The following is a 17,009-nucleotide window of genomic DNA, read 5'->3' as shown; positions in this document are numbered from 1 at the left end:
TTTACTCCTGTTCTGCCATTTTTCTTAATGTGACAAAATCAGGTTTGCCACTGCCCAGTAAAGGTAATTGCTTCACATAACGAATATCACGTGGAACTGCCAGTTCAGGTAACCCAATTTGACGGGCGGTAAGCAACATCACACTTCTGTTCAAAACGGTATCTGTTGTAAACAACACCAGTGCCTCTCCCTTGCTACGGTCACCTTTTGCTGTTACTGCATGCAGAGCTTCAGGCGAAACACGTGAAGCGATTTGCTCTACGGCCTCAAGAGAAACCATTTCACCTGCCAGTTTGGCAAAACGCTTTACCCGTCCTTTGATCGTACAGAAACCTTCTTCATCAATGGATACAATATCACCTGTGTCATACCAGCCTGTCTGGATATTGCCTTCCGCATCTTCTGCCGTCGGCGGTTCTAGACGCTCCGGAGCTTCAACCCGCAAATAGCCTTTCATCAGATTTGGCCCACGTACTTGCAGACGTCCGCCCACTTCAATACCCGGCACAGGTAATAAACGTGTTTCCATACCCGGCAAAATTCTTCCGACTGTGCCTACTTTGGCTGCCATTGGGACATTGATGGCGACAACAGGAGCGCATTCAGTTACGCCATAGCCTTCCAGGATCCTGATACCAAATTTATCCTGCCAGACACGCTTAGTTTCTTCCGACAGTTTTTCTGCACCAGCAACGACATAGCGCAAGCGGGAGAAGTCATAAGGATGAGCGTAGCGGGCATAATTACCCAGAAAAGTTGAGGTTCCGAACAGAACAGTACAGTTCTGATCATAAACAACTTCAGGAACAACACGGTAATGCAGCGGGTTCGGGTACAGGAATACACGGCTTCCTGACATCAGGGGAGTGAATAACCCAACGGTCAGCCCAAATGCATGGAACAAAGGTAAAGACGACATAAAACGATCCTGTGGAGTAAAATCAGCTATCGTTTTAATTTGCTCAACATTTGCCAGTAAGCTGGCATGGCTGTGAACAACGCCTTTCGGTGCCCCTTCAGACCCAGAAGTGAACAGGATGAGTGCATCATCCTCTGGTTTCTGTGAAGGTAAAGCCGCTTTTGCGGGAAAAATCAAATGCCAAAGCACCCACAATTTATCTTCCCACGTAATAGTTTCTTTCAAATCTTCAAGATATACCCAATTTGCTTCTGTTACCTGATCTGGTAGATGCGTCAGCTGACTTTTCTCAAGAAACTGGCGGGAAGTGATGATTGTTTTGATAGTTGCTGCTTGTATCGCATTTTTAATGCCATTGCTGCCTGCCGTGTAGTTCAGCAAAGCAGGTACTCGCCCTCTCAGTGACGTACCGTATATTGTGGTCGCCATAGCTGTGGCATTAGGTAATAAAAGCCCGACTCTTTCACCTTCTTGAGTAAAGCGCTCTAAAATCCGGCTAAAGCCCAATATCTTTTTCAGAAATGTATGGTAGCTATCTTCTTTCAGTGCAATATCTTCAATACAGGGTTTAAAACGCCCGAAACGCTTTTGGGCTGCGAGATACGCACTGAATAACGTTTCTTTCGGACGAGTCTGCATCCTCACATCCATCATAACAGCATGCAGTTTCTCTCCTGCCAGACGGCGGCGACTGTTAGAATCCGGCGCATCTGGCATTGGGAAATCCATTGCAGGTAAAATCCGGATGGTGACTTTAGGGAACCAATGCTGCTTCATGACGCCTCTTAACCGCCCGAACACGCTTTGTTCCGCTCCATCAATACGGATAGGCACAATTTTTGCCTCTGACTTCGCCGCAATAAATGCTGCGCCATCGTAGATTTTCATCAGGGAGCCCGTTACCGTGATCCGACCTTCAGGAAAAATCACTATCGGGCGACCTTTGTCAATTTCCTTAACCAGCGTCCTGATTGCCATCGGATTGTTTGGATCCAACGGCACAACATCAGCAAAAGGTTTAATAAATTTGAGAAAGCCCTTTGTCGCAATATTGGAATAAATGGCAAATACTGGTTTTCCCGGCAGGAAAAGCCCTATCAGGAGCCCATCAAGAAAGGAAATATGATTGGGTGTAATAATACATTTAGGGTGTTTTAAATGCTTATCGTCACCTTCGACTGTCACTCTGAAGAGTACACGTACAAGTAACCTCAGAACCTTTAAGAGTATATCCATATCTCAATCCATATATCTCAATATAAATAATTAAATAAAATTAAAGTGAGTGAGTAGAATGATACTATAAGAGGTATAAATGATCTGAGATACAGGATTTATTAGTCTTATAATAAATAAGCGTAAAAATAAAAAAATATATCAAATTATCTGTTTATATTGACTTAATATATAGCTTTGAATTTCAAGAACGATATTTTCTATCGATAAGGTAGCATCCACAATGAGGTGCGCACATTCACAATAGAGTGGTTCCCTCTCTGCCAACACTCCGGTTATTTCTTCTGTTATGGATTTTCCGGTCAGGCTGGGACGCTGTGAATTCTCCGGATTAAGAGAGAGCCGCTCAACCAAAACAGAAGCGGGTGCCTGCAAATAAACTACAATACCGTTTTGCCGCATATACTGCCGATTTTCTGCTGCCAGCACCATTCCACCACCGGTAGACACAACTCTGTTTCGCTGACTAACCGCTTTCAGTGTGTCGCTTTCCAGCTTTCTGAAATAATCCCAGCCACGCTGCTCAACAAGCTCCGCAATTGTCATTCCACAAGCAATCTGGACATCTTCATCAGTGTCAACAAATTGATACGATAATACTTCAGCCAACACATTACCTATTGTCGTCTTCCCTGCACCTCGTGCACCCACGATAAATAGAGTCTGTTTCATTTCGTTGCTTTCCTGAAGTTTTGTGTTGTTAAACCTAAATACAAAGTATAGTAACTAAACATTTACACCTATGTAAAAAATATATGTTCTTGTATATAAAAAGCCACACTTTACATTAAGTGTGACTTACTCTGATTAAATATTATTTAAAATGAATATTGTCATTATCGACGGGAAAGGTAATCTCCGTAACCAATCCATTTGTAAGTCGTCAGAGCATCCAGACCCATTGGGCCTCTGGAGTGTAGTTTCTGAGTACTGACAGCAACTTCAGCTCCTAAACCAAACTGACCACCATCAGTAAAGCGTGTGCTTGCATTTACATATACCGCCGAAGAGTCAACACGATGCACAAAGTAATCAGCATGTTGTAAACACTCCGTCAGAATAGCATCCGAATGGGCTGTGCCATAATGACGTATATGCTCAATCGCTTTATCAATATTGCTGACAATTTCCACATTCATATCCAAAGAAAGCCATTCATCACAATAGTCTTCTTCTGTCACGGCAACCACTTTTGCCGGGCCATTCTGTAGCAATGCCATTGCTGACGCACCCGCATGCAGTGTTACGCCCTGCTCTTTCATTCTGGCACTCAGTTCCGGCAGGAAATCAGCGGCTATTTTTTCATGTACTAGCAAAGTTTCCAATGCATTACATGCGCTTGGGCGCTGTATTTTAGCATTAGTGATAACTTCCAGTGCTTTTTCAAAATTCACATGCTCATCCACAAATGTGTGACAAACGCCAATTCCTCCGGTGATTACCGGGATAGTGGACTGCTCACGGCAAAGTTTATGCAAACCGGCACCACCACGCGGGATCAACATATCGATATAGCGATCCATTTTCAGCATTTTAGCAACCAGCTCACGATCTGGTTTATTAATTGCCTGTACTGCTGAGGCTGGCAAGCCACTTTGTTCCAGCGCCTGCTGAATGACTTTAACCATTGCCTGATTGGTATGATGAGTTTCCTTACCACCACGTAATATCACTGCATTCCCTGTTTTCAGGCACAGTGATGCGACATCAATCGTAACGTTAGGGCGGGCTTCATAAATTACCCCAATTACCCCAAGGGGAACACGGCGGCGACTCAGTTGCAGTCCGCTATCCAACAATTGTCCGTCCATCACTTGACCGACAGGATCAGCCAGACGACAAACCTGACGGACGTCATTAGCAATCGCACTCAAACGCTCAGGAGTCAGTAATAAGCGATCAAGTAATGCTTCATTTATACCCTGTTTACGGGCTTGTTCCATATCCTGCTGATTGGCGGTGAGGATCACTTCTGCTTCTTTTTCAAGTAAATCAGCAATGTGACTTAGGGCCTGATTTTTCTGACTAGTACTTAATTGAGCCAGTTGCCATGATGCTGCCTTGGCTGCTTTTCCCATCTGCTCTAGCATGGTGGAATCCTTAACTTACGATCATATCATCACGATGCACAGCAACTGCACCATATTCATAACCTAATATCTGACTGATTTCCTGTGAGTGACGGCCTGCAATCAGGCGTAAAGCATCACTATTGTAACGGCATACACCGTGAGCCAGTTTCTTACCGGATAAACTACAGATACGAACCACTTCACCACGGGAAAAGTCGCCTGTAATACTTTTAATGCCTTTCGGCAGTAAAGAGCTGCCTTTTGCGAGAATAGCCGCTTCTGCGCCATCATCGACAATAATTTCGCCCGCAGAAGGAGCCCCGAAAATCCAGCGTTTGCGATTTTCCATCGGGCTGGTCAAACCATGAAAACGTGTTCCCACTGATTTTTCTTCAATCACATCAGCAATCACATTCTCTCTGTTACCAGCAGCGATGATGACATCAATGCCGGCACGACCAGCAATTCCTGCCGCCTGAAGTTTTGTTGCCATTCCCCCGGTTCCGAGACCTGATACGCTGTCTCCGGCCATCATTTTGAGTTCATCACTAATATCGTGTACTTCACGGATAAGTTTAGCATCAGGATTATTACGGGGATCAGCAGTATACAGACCTTCAATATCGGTCAGGAGCAATAACTTATCAGCAGTGCCCAGAATTGCCGCCAGTGCAGAAAGATTATCGTTATCACCGACTTTAATTTCCGCCGTTGCTACCGCATCATTTTCATTGATAATCGGGATAATGTGATTATCAAGCAGTGCATGCAACGTATCCCTTGCATTCAGAAAACGTTCGCGATCTTCCAGATCGGCACGAGTCAGTAACATCTGCCCGACATGGATGCCATAGATGGAGAAAAGTTGCTCCCATAACTGAATCAGGCGGCTTTGCCCTACGGCTGCAAGCAATTGCTTTGAAGCAATGGTTGCCGGAAGATCCGGATAACCCAAGTGTTCCCGACCTGCTGCAATTGCACCGGAAGTCACAATAATAATACGGTGACCTTTCTCATGTAACTGCGCACATTGCCGAACCAACTCTACTATGTGAGCACGATTCAAACGGCGGGAACCCCCTGTCAGTACACTCGTTCCCAGTTTCACAACCAATGTTTGTCGGCCATTCATCATATTTCTGCCATTATTAATTTGAAAAAGCTAATTTGAAAAAACAATAAATTCAAAACACATTCAAAAAACAGTGCTCAGTTTTAGCAGGAGAGAAGCATTATGCCAACTGGCATAACACAAAATTCAAAAAAAGTTGATTTATACCCTGCCAGTTTCAAGATACAGCCAAAATCCGGCCTCTGGTGATAGGCAGGAAAGTATCAGCACACCCCGGCAACACAGACAACTCTCTAGCCGGGGGTGTAGCTATCCAAAAAAACAGCGCAGCCAGTAAGGCTGCAACTTAAAATCTGGCAGGGATAAAATAAACCCGGTTAATAGACTTAATTTTGTGGGGTGAAGGTATTTTCAGATGGGCTAAGCGTGAGTTTAAGGTTACCCAAAGAATCAGACAGGCGTTGATGAAATGCCTGTAATGTCAATTCAAGCTGCCTGAGATCTGCTTCTTTTTTGATATTCATAGGCAGCCACTCGCCATGTTTATCAAACAGACCTATCTGATAATTATAAATGAACCCTTTTTCCTGTCGTTCCAATTCTAACCACCAGCCCCAGAACTCCCGTTTTTCTGGCGCTGCTTTCGCACTAACGCAGACCGCCAGACAATCAAAGAAGAAATAGTCATTTTGGCATTTTAACTCGCGTAAATAAGGCCCTAATGCAGAAAAACTCTTCAACAACTTATTTCTGGAATAATTTACGGGTACAGTCATACAAAGGTCTCCTTTATAAACAGAAGAACAGTTGTATCAAATGATTAAAAAATATCAATGATTAAATTTCAGTTTAGTTAACTTTATCTTTCAACCATACACTTGCTGCGTGTAATGCCTTACTGAAACCACTATAAGCAGGCATAGCAGGAATAGCTAATAAAGAGCCATCCAGCGAAGATCTGGCAATCAGTTTTGAATCTTCCGCCGGGCTAAAAATGTCATCTTTCCAATACACTGAGAACATTGGCACAGAACAACGACGACCCAGTAATCCCTGATTTTTTAATGAATAACAATTCAGTTCTGAACGCAAAACTGCTTCATCCACATGATAGATACCCAAACGACTGGCGAGTATATCGATATACATTGACGGAATTTTCTGCTGCAATCTCTCATTATGCAGCAATTCATGAACAACCGGGCTGACCACTGCCACACCCTTAATAAGACTGGATTCCAGATAGGCAAGACGAACGGCAATATTGGCGCCGAAACGGAAACCAAAAATACCTATTCTTGTGTGATCGATCCACGGGATGCTATCCAATTGCTGCAATACCTGCTGATGAAGAGCGCAGGTATCCTGTGTCAGCGTAAATCTCGCTGAATAACCTACGGAAGGCATATCCACCGTTAGCATCGCAAAGCCCTGTGGTGAGAAATGATCCCGAAACAGTCGCCAGCAATCACTTTGCAGGCTATCAATACCAGAGCAAACCAGTATTGTTGGGCATGGTTCCTGAACTCCGGGAGGAATATGCAGTAAACCGGTAACAGTTTTGCCATCTTCCAGCTGAAATTTCAGTTTTTTCAGTTGATAGTCAGAGAAATGTGCTGCATTTTCATAGGCTTTATTAGCCAGAACAACCGCCTGATCAGCCAGCTCATCACCGTGCAGATGAGGGTAAGCAGCAATGCTGTATAACATTGAAGCTCTTAACCAACACTGACTGGCTTCAGACGACTGCTCAACATGTTGTGCTTTCTGTTGCCAGAGCATCGCCTGCTGTGACCATTCATATACCCAGTTCCCTTTGCGGTAACCAATTACAGTATCCAATAGATGATCATAACTGCGTTCAGCATCTGTTACAGCAATCCTGCTGAGGATCTCCTGAATCTCCAGCGGATCGATGCCCCTCCAGATCCAGGCGAGCCAGTTAATCATGCGATACCAGCGTTCCTGATGTTCGCCACCGAGCATTTTATTATCAGCATGAGCTGATGATGGCAAAACGTATTTTACCAATGTAGACGTTTCCTGCTGTTTAACCTGCGGTTTAAACAGTGATTCTGAAAGGTTCTGTTTAGTCATGACAAAGAAATTTATTACTGCTTATTACAAGATATCCAATAAGTTCTGAGCTGCATTGCGATAACAAAAGAATACCAGATTCGTCGGAACGTATTTACTCAGCCAAAGACTGGCCTCCGGTGAGAAACAAGGGCCTCTCTCATTAAAATCCCCAGTGGCATAGATAACTATGTGACTGGGGCGTAATTATGTAAAGCAAAGCAATCAGCAAAGAAATAACTGGAAAAATGAAGGGAATAATTACTGATCGCAAATAGGTGGCACGAACACTACGCCCATATCCCACGGCTGTTCAATCCATGTATTCTGGGGGATATCAATCACATAATCATCTACTAACGGACGACCTGCTGGCTTGGCAAAGATCGTCACAAAATGCGCTTTTGGATACATATCACGAATTGCCTGAGCAGTTCCGCCGGTATCAACCAAATCATCAACAACGATAAAGCCTTCTCCATCTCCTTCGGCTTTCTTGAGTACCGTTAATTCACGCTGATTATTGTGGTCATAGCTGGAAATACAGACTGTATCAACATGGCGGATACCCAGCTCACGGGCCAGCAAGGCACCCGGCACAAGGCCTCCACGACTTACAGCAATAATGCCTTTCCACTGCTCTACAGGAAGTAAACGCTGCGCCAGTTTACGGGCATGTATTTGCAACATATCCCACGTTACGACATATTTTTCGCTCATAAAATTTGATCCTGGAAACTAAGAATATTCTCAGAAAAGAGTTTGTTGCGGAATAAAGGTTGCGCGGGATTATAGTGATTTGAGCCCGCAAAAACCAGCAAAAACAAGGAACATCCTGATCCTGAAAGCGCATTACTAATCAGAAAATGGTATTCTCAGGCATAACATAGACACTGGGCAGCTCAAGATGATAAAGCCCCCCGAGATGTCAAACATTACACTTATATTTCATCAAGATGAAGTTACAGGAGATTCGCCGTGTCCGAATTATCAACATTATCCCCCCAACCATTATGGGATATTTTTGCTAAAATTTGCTCCATTCCACATCCATCCTATCATGAGGAAGAACTTGCTTCTCACATCATTGAATGGGCTGAGGATAAAAACCTCCATGTTGAACGTGATGAAGTCGGTAATATCCTGATAAGAAAACCGGCCACAAAGGGCATGGAAGACCGTAAAACGGTCGTACTTCAGGCTCATCTTGATATGGTTCCGCAAAAGAACAATGATACACAGCACGATTTCGCGAAAGATCCTATTCGTCCTTACATTGATGGTGACTGGATAACCGCTGAAGGTACAACACTGGGCGCAGATAATGGTATTGGTATGGCTTCCGCGCTAGCAGTACTGGCCGATGAATCTGTCAAGCACGGCCCTCTGGAAGTATTACTGACAATGACTGAAGAAGCGGGTATGGATGGCGCATTTGGTCTTCAACCGGGCTGGTTACAGGCTGATATTCTGATCAACACCGATTCAGAAGAAGAAGGCGAAATCTATATGGGTTGTGCCGGTGGGGTAGATTATGTTTCAACACTGCCACTTTCCCGCGAACCTCTGCCTGCAAACTATCAAACACTACAACTGACCATTAAAGGATTAAAAGGTGGTCATTCCGGTGGTGATATCCATCTGGGATTAGGTAATGCCAATAAATTACTGGCCCGTTTCCTTGCTGAATACAGTGATGAGCTGGAGCTGAAACTGATCCATTTACAGGGAGGTACTCTGCGTAATGCAATCCCTCGTGAAGGTTCTACTATCATTGCCGTCCCAACAGCTCAGCTGCCAAAACTACATCAGGTAAAAGATAATTATCTGGAAATACTGAAGAACGAATATGCGGTCGCTGAAACTAACCTGACTCTTTTGTTGGATGACGTCAAAACCTCATCACAGGCATTAACGGCAGATTGTCAGTCCCGCTTTATCGCTATGCTGAATACAATGCCTAATGGTGTTATTCGCATGAGTGATGTTGCAAAAGGTGTTGTAGAAACATCCCTGAATGTGGGTGTTGTCAATATGGAAGAAGACCACGTCGAGGTTATCTGCCTTATCCGTTCACTGATTGAAAGTGGTAAGGCTTATGTTGTCGGGATGCTCAACTCTCTGGCCAAACTTTCCAGCGCAGAAGCAACAGCAAGTGGTGACTACCCTGGCTGGCAACCGGATGCCGATTCCCCGGTAATGCACTTAGTACGTGAAACTTATCACCAGCTGTTCGACAGCACACCAAACATTATGGTAATCCATGCAGGTCTGGAATGTGGATTATTTAAAAAACCCTACCCTGATATGGATATGGTTTCCATTGGCCCAACTATCCGTGGTGCCCACTCACCTGATGAAAGGGTTCACATTAAGAGTGTTGGCCAGTACTGGCAATTATTGACAGCTATCCTGAAAGCTATCCCAGTGAAAGAATAATACAGTCTCCCCTGTCTACGGACAGGGGAATATTCCTTCTTCATATTCCACACACTACTTAACAGTATCTTTTTCGTAAAACAAAAGATCACTAACAAACCGCATTACAACTCAAGCAATAGTTGTCGTTCCAGTTGTGGGCTTTGTAATGTCACATGCAGGCCAACTAGCCGGACTCCTCTACCTTCCCGACGTGTCTCCCAAGCCTGTTGGGCAACCTTCAGCAGATCCTGTTTATCCAGTAACGGATGCGTATGCTCCTGTGTGGTTAGCTGAAAATCATCAAATTTTAATTTAATACCCTGACGAGCAATGCGAAGATTTGGTTTGACCTTTCCCAGCCTTTTTTCCAGCTCGGGATAAAGCTGTTCAATCAACTCAACACAATCACGCCAGTCATGAATATCCTTCGCCAGCGTTTTTTCTACCCCAACAGACTTACGTAAACGATCAGGTTTTATCAGGCGCTCATCAATACCATGACAACGCTGCCAGAGCACAAGTCCAAATTTACCCAGTTTTTTTATTAATTCTAACTTGTCATAGTTTTGTACATCGGAACAAAGTACTAACCCCATATCAGACAAGCGCCCGGCGGTGACTTTCCCCACTCCGGGAATTTTACGTAATGGCAGAGATTGCACAAAATCGTCAACCTGTGTGGGTGAAATCAAATACTGACCGTTGGGTTTATTGATATCAGAAGCTATTTTTGCCAGAAATTTAACAGGGGCAATTCCTGCTGAAGCCGTTAGCTGCAATTCATCAAAAATCACCTGTCGAATTTCTTTGGCAATTAATGTTGCTGATCCTTGGCAATACTGGCAATCGGTAACATCCAGATAGGCTTCATCCAGCGACAAGGGTTCGATCAGATCGGTATAGCGGGCAAAAATCTGGCGGATATGTTGAGACACTTCTTTATAGTAGGCCATACGCCCTGAAAGGACTTTCAGTTGGGGGCATAACTTCATTGCCATTGAAGTAGACATAGCACTGTGTACACCGTAACGGCGGGCAGAATAATTTGCAGTACTGATGACTCCCCGCCTGTCAGCGCTACCACCAACAGCTATCGGGATATCGCGGAGTGACGGATTATCCCGCATTTCAATGGCAGCAAAAAAGCAGTCCATATCGATATGAATAATTTTGCGCATCTGAACTCTCCACGACAAAAATACTGTATAAATATACAGAATAAATTCATGATATGCTACTTTTTTTAATCTGTTACTGCACAACTTTCATTTTACTATCGTCTCTCACTATCTGAACAATATTTAACCTTTGTTAAGATAAAAATTATCACCTCACGATAATTTATTAACTAGTCTAGTAACATTTAAAATAATAAAACTATCAAAATTTATTATTTATTTTTATTAACATAAAAAATAAACTGCAGTTTTGTGCAATTCATGGCAGACAGATTTAACTAAAACTAACAGCAAACAATAAACTATTACAAATCACACAAAATGAGAAACCTCTTGCACAAATATCACCCTAACATTCTCAAACCCTGTTAAATTTGACTCCAAAGTAAGGACTCTGATGAGCAATAATCGTTCTTTTTATTTATATCAGATATCTGATATTCTGTTTACTTCGTCAACAAGAGCATTTGGTATGCTATTTTCCTGGTGGATGATTGAAATACTAAAGCTAGAATTAAAACTCGGCTGGTTTATCTTTTTTTGTTGGCTATTTCAGATTTTATTCTTAATTAAATTTGGAGAAATAGGTGACAAAATAAATAAGAGAAGTGTTGTGCTGTACTGTACTATCCCTTCTTTTATTCTTTTTGTCATCTCTAACCTATTAGACAACAATTTTTATTTATCATTAGGCCTGATATATATTGCAACATCAGTTGCCACGGCTATCATTCAGCCTATAGGAATAAGTATTATCCCTGAAATAATGGATAACAAAAAACTAGACAAGGCATTTAAATATCGAGGTCTGGTAAACTCCATTAATACCATGCTTGGCCCGGCAATTTCCGGATTAATTATTCATTACTTTAATATTGATGGTTCATTGATTTTTATCGCCGTAATGTCATTACTGCCACTGATTGGGTTTTATTTTATCAAAACAAATTCAGAAAAAACGCCAGAGAAAGCCGGGCATCGCGGGCAAAAAAGTATTAGAATCATTACCAAAAATTCAACAGAGATAAGGCTCTCATTTGTTGCGGCTTTTTTTAATTTTGCGATTACACCATTAATCATGTACATCCTGCCTATTATCATTTTGAATCAGTTTAAACTAAGTGCCTTGCATGTTGGTATTGCTGAGGCAACCTTTGGGATTGGCATGATGCTAGGCAGCCTTGTTATTATCAATCAGATAAATAAGATTTTCTGTAAGGCTCATACTGCTTTTATTGCTGCATTGACTATGGCGCTCTGTATTGCTGGTATATCTCATGCCGACTCTTTTACTGAATTATGTTGTTACATGTTGATCTGTGGAATAGGATTAGTAATTTACAATATAAATACCACCTCCATTCGTTGCCTTGCAACACCAGAAAACTATCGTAATTCAATGGAGTCTAAATTTACTGCTATTTGTATGGCATCCATTCCTCTGGGTATGCTGACAGCCACTTATATTATTGAGAGTTATGATATTAAAATATTATTACTCGGATTTTCTTTCTTCATGGCATTAATCTCATTATTGATTCTCTCTTCACCGAAATATATTGAGATATCAAAAATGTCAGAAAGCCAATTAAATGGATACTATGAAAAAATCTATCCTGAGGCATTTTATACTAAAAAATAAATTATTAAATTGGCCTGCAATATTATTGCAGGCCACCTCTGATTTACACCCCGTTAGGAAAAATTAACGTCTGCCCCGGAGATTCACGATTTAGATGAATAAAATTCAGATGCTTCTCATAATGGTCGAGAATATCACTAATAATCTGTTCTTTTGTATACCCCATCAAATCATTACCCTGCGTTCCTTCTATTAAGAAAGTTTCCAGCCGGAAATAATAAGATTTGCCTAATCTTGCACGGTAAGTAAACCCTGGAACAGAATAACGCTGAGGCCAAATCTGATAGATAAAATTCTGTTCATCTCCCAGATCGACAATCAACTCAATTGGAGTAAGGCGTTTATCTTCTTCTGACGGCAGCATATTAAACTGCACACTTGCACCACGTAACTCCAGCTCTTTTGCAACTTCCTGCATCGCAGGACGACACACCATATCCAGCATACGCTGAGTACTTTTCGTACCCGGAAAATGCATCATACGGCTCAGGCGCTGTTTCCAGTTCAGCGATCCATTATCATGCACCAATGTCGGAGATGTATTCTGCAATGCGCTGGCTTTGCGAAAATCCTCAACCCGTAACGACTTATACACCCCCGCCATGATAAAAAAGATCACAAAACTAAAAGGCAGTCCCATAATTACCGTCATATTCTGTAACGCTGAGATGCCGTCAGTCATCAAAATACCCAGCGTCAGTACACCAATCGCCACAGACCAGAATATCCTCAGCCAGTTCGGTGCATCGTTATTAATGTCACTGAGATTAGAAGTGAAATTGCCTAGAACCAGTGAGCCAGAATCTGCCGAAGTAACATAAAACAACAGCCCTGTAATTGTGGCAACTGAAGCACTGAACGTGAAAGCCGGATAAAGTGCCAGCAGGTTATAAAACCCCCGCTCAGGATGGACTAACACCGTTTCCGCTAATTCGTGGTTGCCGTGAAGAATTTCGTATAACGCGCTATTGCCAAAAACAGACAGCCAAATCAGGGTAAACACAAATGGAATGATCAGTGTGCCCATCACAAACTGGCGGATCGTTCGGCCTCGGGAAATACGGGCAAGAAATAATCCGACAAACGGTGACCAGGCAACCCACCACGCCCAGAAGAACAACGTCCAGCTATTCATCCACTCCGTCGGGCGCTCAAACGCGAAGCTATTGAGAGTCATGCCCATAAACCGGCTGATGTAATCACCCACATTCTGTACCAGCCCATTAAGCAAAAACTCTGTATCTCCTACAAACAGAATAAACAGCACTAATCCTAACGCCAGCAGTACATTCAGCTCAGACAGAAACCGAATACCTTTGTTGACACCAGAGGTTACAGACACTGTTGCCACGATAACCGACAGCAATATCAGCCCGCCCTGAACACCCAACCCCTGCGGCAGTCCAAACAACACTTTTAGTCCGTAGTTTAACTGTACAACCCCGATCCCAAGTGTTGTCGCGATGCCGAAAATCGTCCCTATCACTGCGGCAATATCCACAGTATGACCAATCGGCCCTTTAATACGGTTCCCGAAAATAGGGTAAAGCGCCGAGCGGATAGTTAATGGCAGATTGTAACGATAGCTGAAATAGCCCAGTGCAATCCCCATCAAAGCATACATAGACCAGCCCGTCAGGCCATAGTGAAACAGTGTCCACACCATCGCCTGACGAGCTGCTTCAATTGTTTCCCCTTCACCCGTTGGCGGACGCATATATTGAGTAATCGGCTCAGCCACGGAGAAAAACATCAAATCAATGCCTATGCCAGCCGCAAACAACATTGCCGCCCAACTGAGCAAACTGAACTCAGGTTTGGATTGTTCCGGACCCAGCTTAATAGCGCCAAAGCGGGAAGCTGCCACAAAAATGACAAAGACAATGTAAAGCGTGGCTGCCAGCAAGTAGTACCAACCAAATGTTTTCGAAACCCAGTTAAGGGTGTTTTTTATCCAGATGCTTGTTGCATCCGTAAAGAAGAGCGTGAAAAGCGAAAAGAGAATAATTAATGCGGCTGAGGTAAAAAAAACGACAGAGTTTAGTGAATCCTTCTGAGTATTTTTTGGACTGTCTCCGGTATTCATAGGCAGTTCCTGAAGTAAGTGAAAAAGAAAAAACAAAAAAGAGTAATATCCATAACATGTTGAATAAAATAATAAAAATTAAAACATCTTCTATAACCTCAACTAATTTTTGTAAAAATATTGTAATAAAACATATTTAATTTTGATTGAACATTCAATCAAAAAAAAGTTTAATAGCCATCGAATCATTGATTGCTGAGCGTAAAGTCATGCCCAAAGTTGGAATACAGTCAATAAGAAAACAGCAACTTATTGATGCTACATTAGCTGTCATCAATGAAGTTGGAATGCAGGAAGCAAGTATTGCGCAAATAGCCAAAAAAGCGGGCGTTTCTAACGGTATCATCAGCCATTACTTCAAAGATAAGAATAAGTTGCTTGAAGCGGCCATGCGGCACTTATTGCATCAACTCCAGATGGCGGTGGCTCGACGATTAAGGCTGCTCGACAACGCAACCCCTCTTCACAGGCTAAAAGCCATCATTGAAGGAAATTTTGACACCAGTCAGATTAATAGTGCAGCCATGAAAACCTGGCTGGCTTTTTGGGCAAGCAGTATGCATCAACCCAGCTTATACCGCTTACAGCAAGTCAACGAACGTCGGCTATATTCCAATATCTGTGTCGAATTCAGCAGGGCTTTGCCCAGAAGAGAAGCACAGCTTGCAGCACAGGGGCTGGCAGCTCTGATTGACGGCATCTGGCTGAGAAGTGCCTTAAGTAGCAAACCTTTTGACGTAGAAAGTGCATTCACTATTACTTTCGATTACATCGAACAGAAACTCAGATGACCACTCTTCCTGAATTCTGACCTAAGGAGAACCCATGACCCGTTTTGGTTTACAGAAACTTTATATTCACGGTGCTTATGTTGACAGTACCCATCCTGATAAAAATATTTTTGATGCTGTCAATCCGGCTAATGGTGAAATCATTGCACAGTTACAATCTGCAACTGAACAAGATGTTCAACTGGCAGTGGAAAGTGCACAAAAAGGGCAGAAAATCTGGGCAGCTATGACGGCGACAGAACGTTCCCGCATCCTGCTTAAAGCCGTTGATATTCTGCGTGAACGCAATAATGAACTGGCTGAACTGGAAACTCTGGATACCGGTAAACCCCTCTCCGAAACCCAGCAGGTTGACATCGTTACCGGTGCCGATGTTCTGGAATATTATGCAGGTCTGATCCCGGCACTCGAAGGCCAGCAAATGCCATTGCGTGAATCCTCTTTTGTCTATACACGGCGAGAACCGCTGGGTATCGTCGCAGGCATTGGGGCGTGGAACTACCCAATCCAGATTGCTCTGTGGAAATCAGCTCCCGCACTGGCAGCGGGTAATGCCATGATTTTCAAACCCAGTGAAGTGACATCCCTCACCGCCCTGAAACTTGCTGAAATTTATACCGAAGCGGGTCTGCCTGATGGTGTATTTAACGTACTGACAGGCATGGGACATGAAGCAGGCCATTATCTGGCTGTCCATCCGAAAATTGCCAAAATGTCTTTTACCGGCGGAATCACCACCGGTAAAAAAGTGATGGCTAATGCATCCGGTTCAACACTGAAAGAAGTCACGATGGAACTGGGTGGAAAATCTCCGCTGATTATTTTTGATGATGCTAATCTGGATCGGGCTGCCGATATTGCCATGATGGCAAACTATTTCAGCTCTGGTCAGGTCTGTACCAACGGCACACGCGTTTTTGTCCCGAAAACACTGCTTCCTGATTTTGAAAATAAAATAATGGAGCGCGTTAAACGGATCCGCATTGGTTCACCTCTCGATCTGAATACCAATTTCGGCCCTCTGGTGAGTTTCCCCCATATGGAATCAGTTCTGCGCTATATAGAAAGCGGTAAAAATGCGGGTGCACGATTGCTGTATGGCGGTAAACGCCTTATGGACGGTGAGCTGGCGAAAGGGGCATTTGTTGCACCAACCGTCTTCACAGACTGCACAGATGACATGCTTATTGCACAGGAAGAAATTTTCGGCCCGGTGATGTCTATTCTGACCTATAAAACGGAAGATGAAGTCATTGCCCGTGCGAACAATACGGATTACGGCCTTGCCGCCGGAGTGGTGACAAACGATCTCTCCCGCGCCCATCGCGTAATCCACCAGCTCGAAGCAGGGATCTGCTGGATCAACACTTGGGGGGAATCACCGGCTTTGATGCCTGTCGGCGGCTATAAACATTCCGGTGTCGGTCGTGAAAACGGATTGGTCACACTGCAACATTACACACAGACTAAATCTGTACAGGTTGAGCTGGGTAATTTTGAATCACTATTTTAAACA

At 43.3% G+C, this 17,009-nt stretch carries 13 protein-coding genes; 4 read left to right on the top strand and 9 right to left on the bottom strand.

The window, feature by feature from the left end; translation table 11 throughout:
• Position 1: 1 nt before the first annotated feature.
• The 7 genes from aas to gpt all read right to left on the bottom strand — a co-directional run bounded on the left by aas (position 2) and on the right by gpt (position 8,095).
• Positions 2-2,149: a bifunctional acyl-ACP--phospholipid O-acyltransferase/long-chain-fatty-acid--ACP ligase gene (aas, locus tag AACS90_RS00375; RefSeq protein ID WP_099120190.1), complete on the bottom strand. Its 2,148-nt coding sequence runs from the start codon at positions 2,147-2,149 to the stop codon at positions 2-4.
• Between the two features lie 147 nt (positions 2,150-2,296).
• The gene (aroL, locus tag AACS90_RS00370; protein ID WP_099119904.1) at positions 2,297-2,827 is read right to left on the bottom strand and encodes a shikimate kinase AroL; all 531 of its coding nucleotides are present in this window, start codon (positions 2,825-2,827) and stop codon (positions 2,297-2,299) included.
• Between the two features lie 164 nt (positions 2,828-2,991).
• Positions 2,992-4,245 (bottom strand): glutamate-5-semialdehyde dehydrogenase, encoded by a 1,254-nt coding sequence (gene proA / locus AACS90_RS00365; RefSeq protein WP_099119903.1) that lies wholly within the window; start codon positions 4,243-4,245, stop codon positions 2,992-2,994.
• Positions 4,246-4,255: 10 nt separating this feature from the next.
• Positions 4,256-5,359 (bottom strand): glutamate 5-kinase, encoded by a 1,104-nt coding sequence (gene proB / locus AACS90_RS00360; protein ID WP_099120189.1) that lies wholly within the window; start codon positions 5,357-5,359, stop codon positions 4,256-4,258.
• 326 nt (positions 5,360-5,685) lie between these two features.
• The gene (gene crl / locus AACS90_RS00355; RefSeq protein ID WP_099119902.1) at positions 5,686-6,075 is read right to left on the bottom strand and encodes a sigma factor-binding protein Crl; all 390 of its coding nucleotides are present in this window, start codon (positions 6,073-6,075) and stop codon (positions 5,686-5,688) included.
• A gap of 73 nt (positions 6,076-6,148) precedes the next feature.
• On the bottom strand, positions 6,149-7,396 hold the full coding sequence (frsA, locus tag AACS90_RS00350; RefSeq protein ID WP_099119901.1) for an esterase FrsA: 1,248 nt from the start codon (positions 7,394-7,396) through the stop codon (positions 6,149-6,151).
• Positions 7,397-7,636: 240 nt separating this feature from the next.
• Complete coding sequence (gpt, locus tag AACS90_RS00345; protein WP_099119900.1) at positions 7,637-8,095, bottom strand: xanthine phosphoribosyltransferase; 459 nt, start codon at positions 8,093-8,095, stop codon at positions 7,637-7,639.
• 258 nt (positions 8,096-8,353) lie between these two features.
• On the opposite strand from gpt, the gene pepD reads away from it, so the two are divergent.
• On the top strand, positions 8,354-9,814 hold the full coding sequence (gene pepD / locus AACS90_RS00340) for a beta-Ala-His dipeptidase (protein WP_099119899.1): 1,461 nt from the start codon (positions 8,354-8,356) through the stop codon (positions 9,812-9,814).
• A gap of 104 nt (positions 9,815-9,918) precedes the next feature.
• Here the strand turns inward: pepD and dinB are convergent, their stop codons facing one another.
• A complete protein-coding gene (dinB, locus tag AACS90_RS00335; protein ID WP_099119898.1) occupies positions 9,919-10,974 on the bottom strand; it encodes a DNA polymerase IV in 1,056 nt (351 codons plus the stop codon).
• Positions 10,975-11,371: 397 nt separating this feature from the next.
• Between dinB and AACS90_RS00330 the strand changes: the two genes are divergently transcribed.
• Positions 11,372-12,616 carry an MFS transporter gene (locus tag AACS90_RS00330; RefSeq protein ID WP_099119897.1) on the top strand — a complete coding sequence of 415 codons (1,245 nt, stop codon included), beginning with the start codon at positions 11,372-11,374 and terminating at the stop codon, positions 12,614-12,616.
• Positions 12,617-12,659: 43 nt separating this feature from the next.
• On the opposite strand, the gene AACS90_RS00325 is transcribed toward AACS90_RS00330, so the two are convergent.
• Positions 12,660-14,702 carry a choline transporter gene (locus AACS90_RS00325; RefSeq protein ID WP_099119896.1) on the bottom strand — a complete coding sequence of 681 codons (2,043 nt, stop codon included), beginning with the start codon at positions 14,700-14,702 and terminating at the stop codon, positions 12,660-12,662.
• 209 nt (positions 14,703-14,911) lie between these two features.
• Here AACS90_RS00325 and betI point away from each other — a divergent pair, with 209 nt between their 5' ends.
• Positions 14,912-15,493, top strand: coding sequence for a transcriptional regulator BetI (gene betI / locus AACS90_RS00320; protein WP_099110763.1), 582 nt, complete (start codon positions 14,912-14,914; stop codon positions 15,491-15,493).
• A gap of 34 nt (positions 15,494-15,527) precedes the next feature.
• Positions 15,528-17,006: a betaine-aldehyde dehydrogenase gene (gene betB, locus AACS90_RS00315; protein ID WP_099119895.1), complete on the top strand. Its 1,479-nt coding sequence runs from the start codon at positions 15,528-15,530 to the stop codon at positions 17,004-17,006.
• Positions 17,007-17,009: the final 3 nt, after the last annotated feature.

Origin of the sequence: Xenorhabdus sp. KK7.4, assembly GCF_963876465.1 — a bacterium.
Lineage (GTDB): Bacteria > Pseudomonadota > Gammaproteobacteria > Enterobacterales > Enterobacteriaceae > Xenorhabdus > Xenorhabdus stockiae.
Note: the sequence above shows the minus strand (reverse complement) of the source record. Positions and strands in the feature narration are given on the sequence as shown.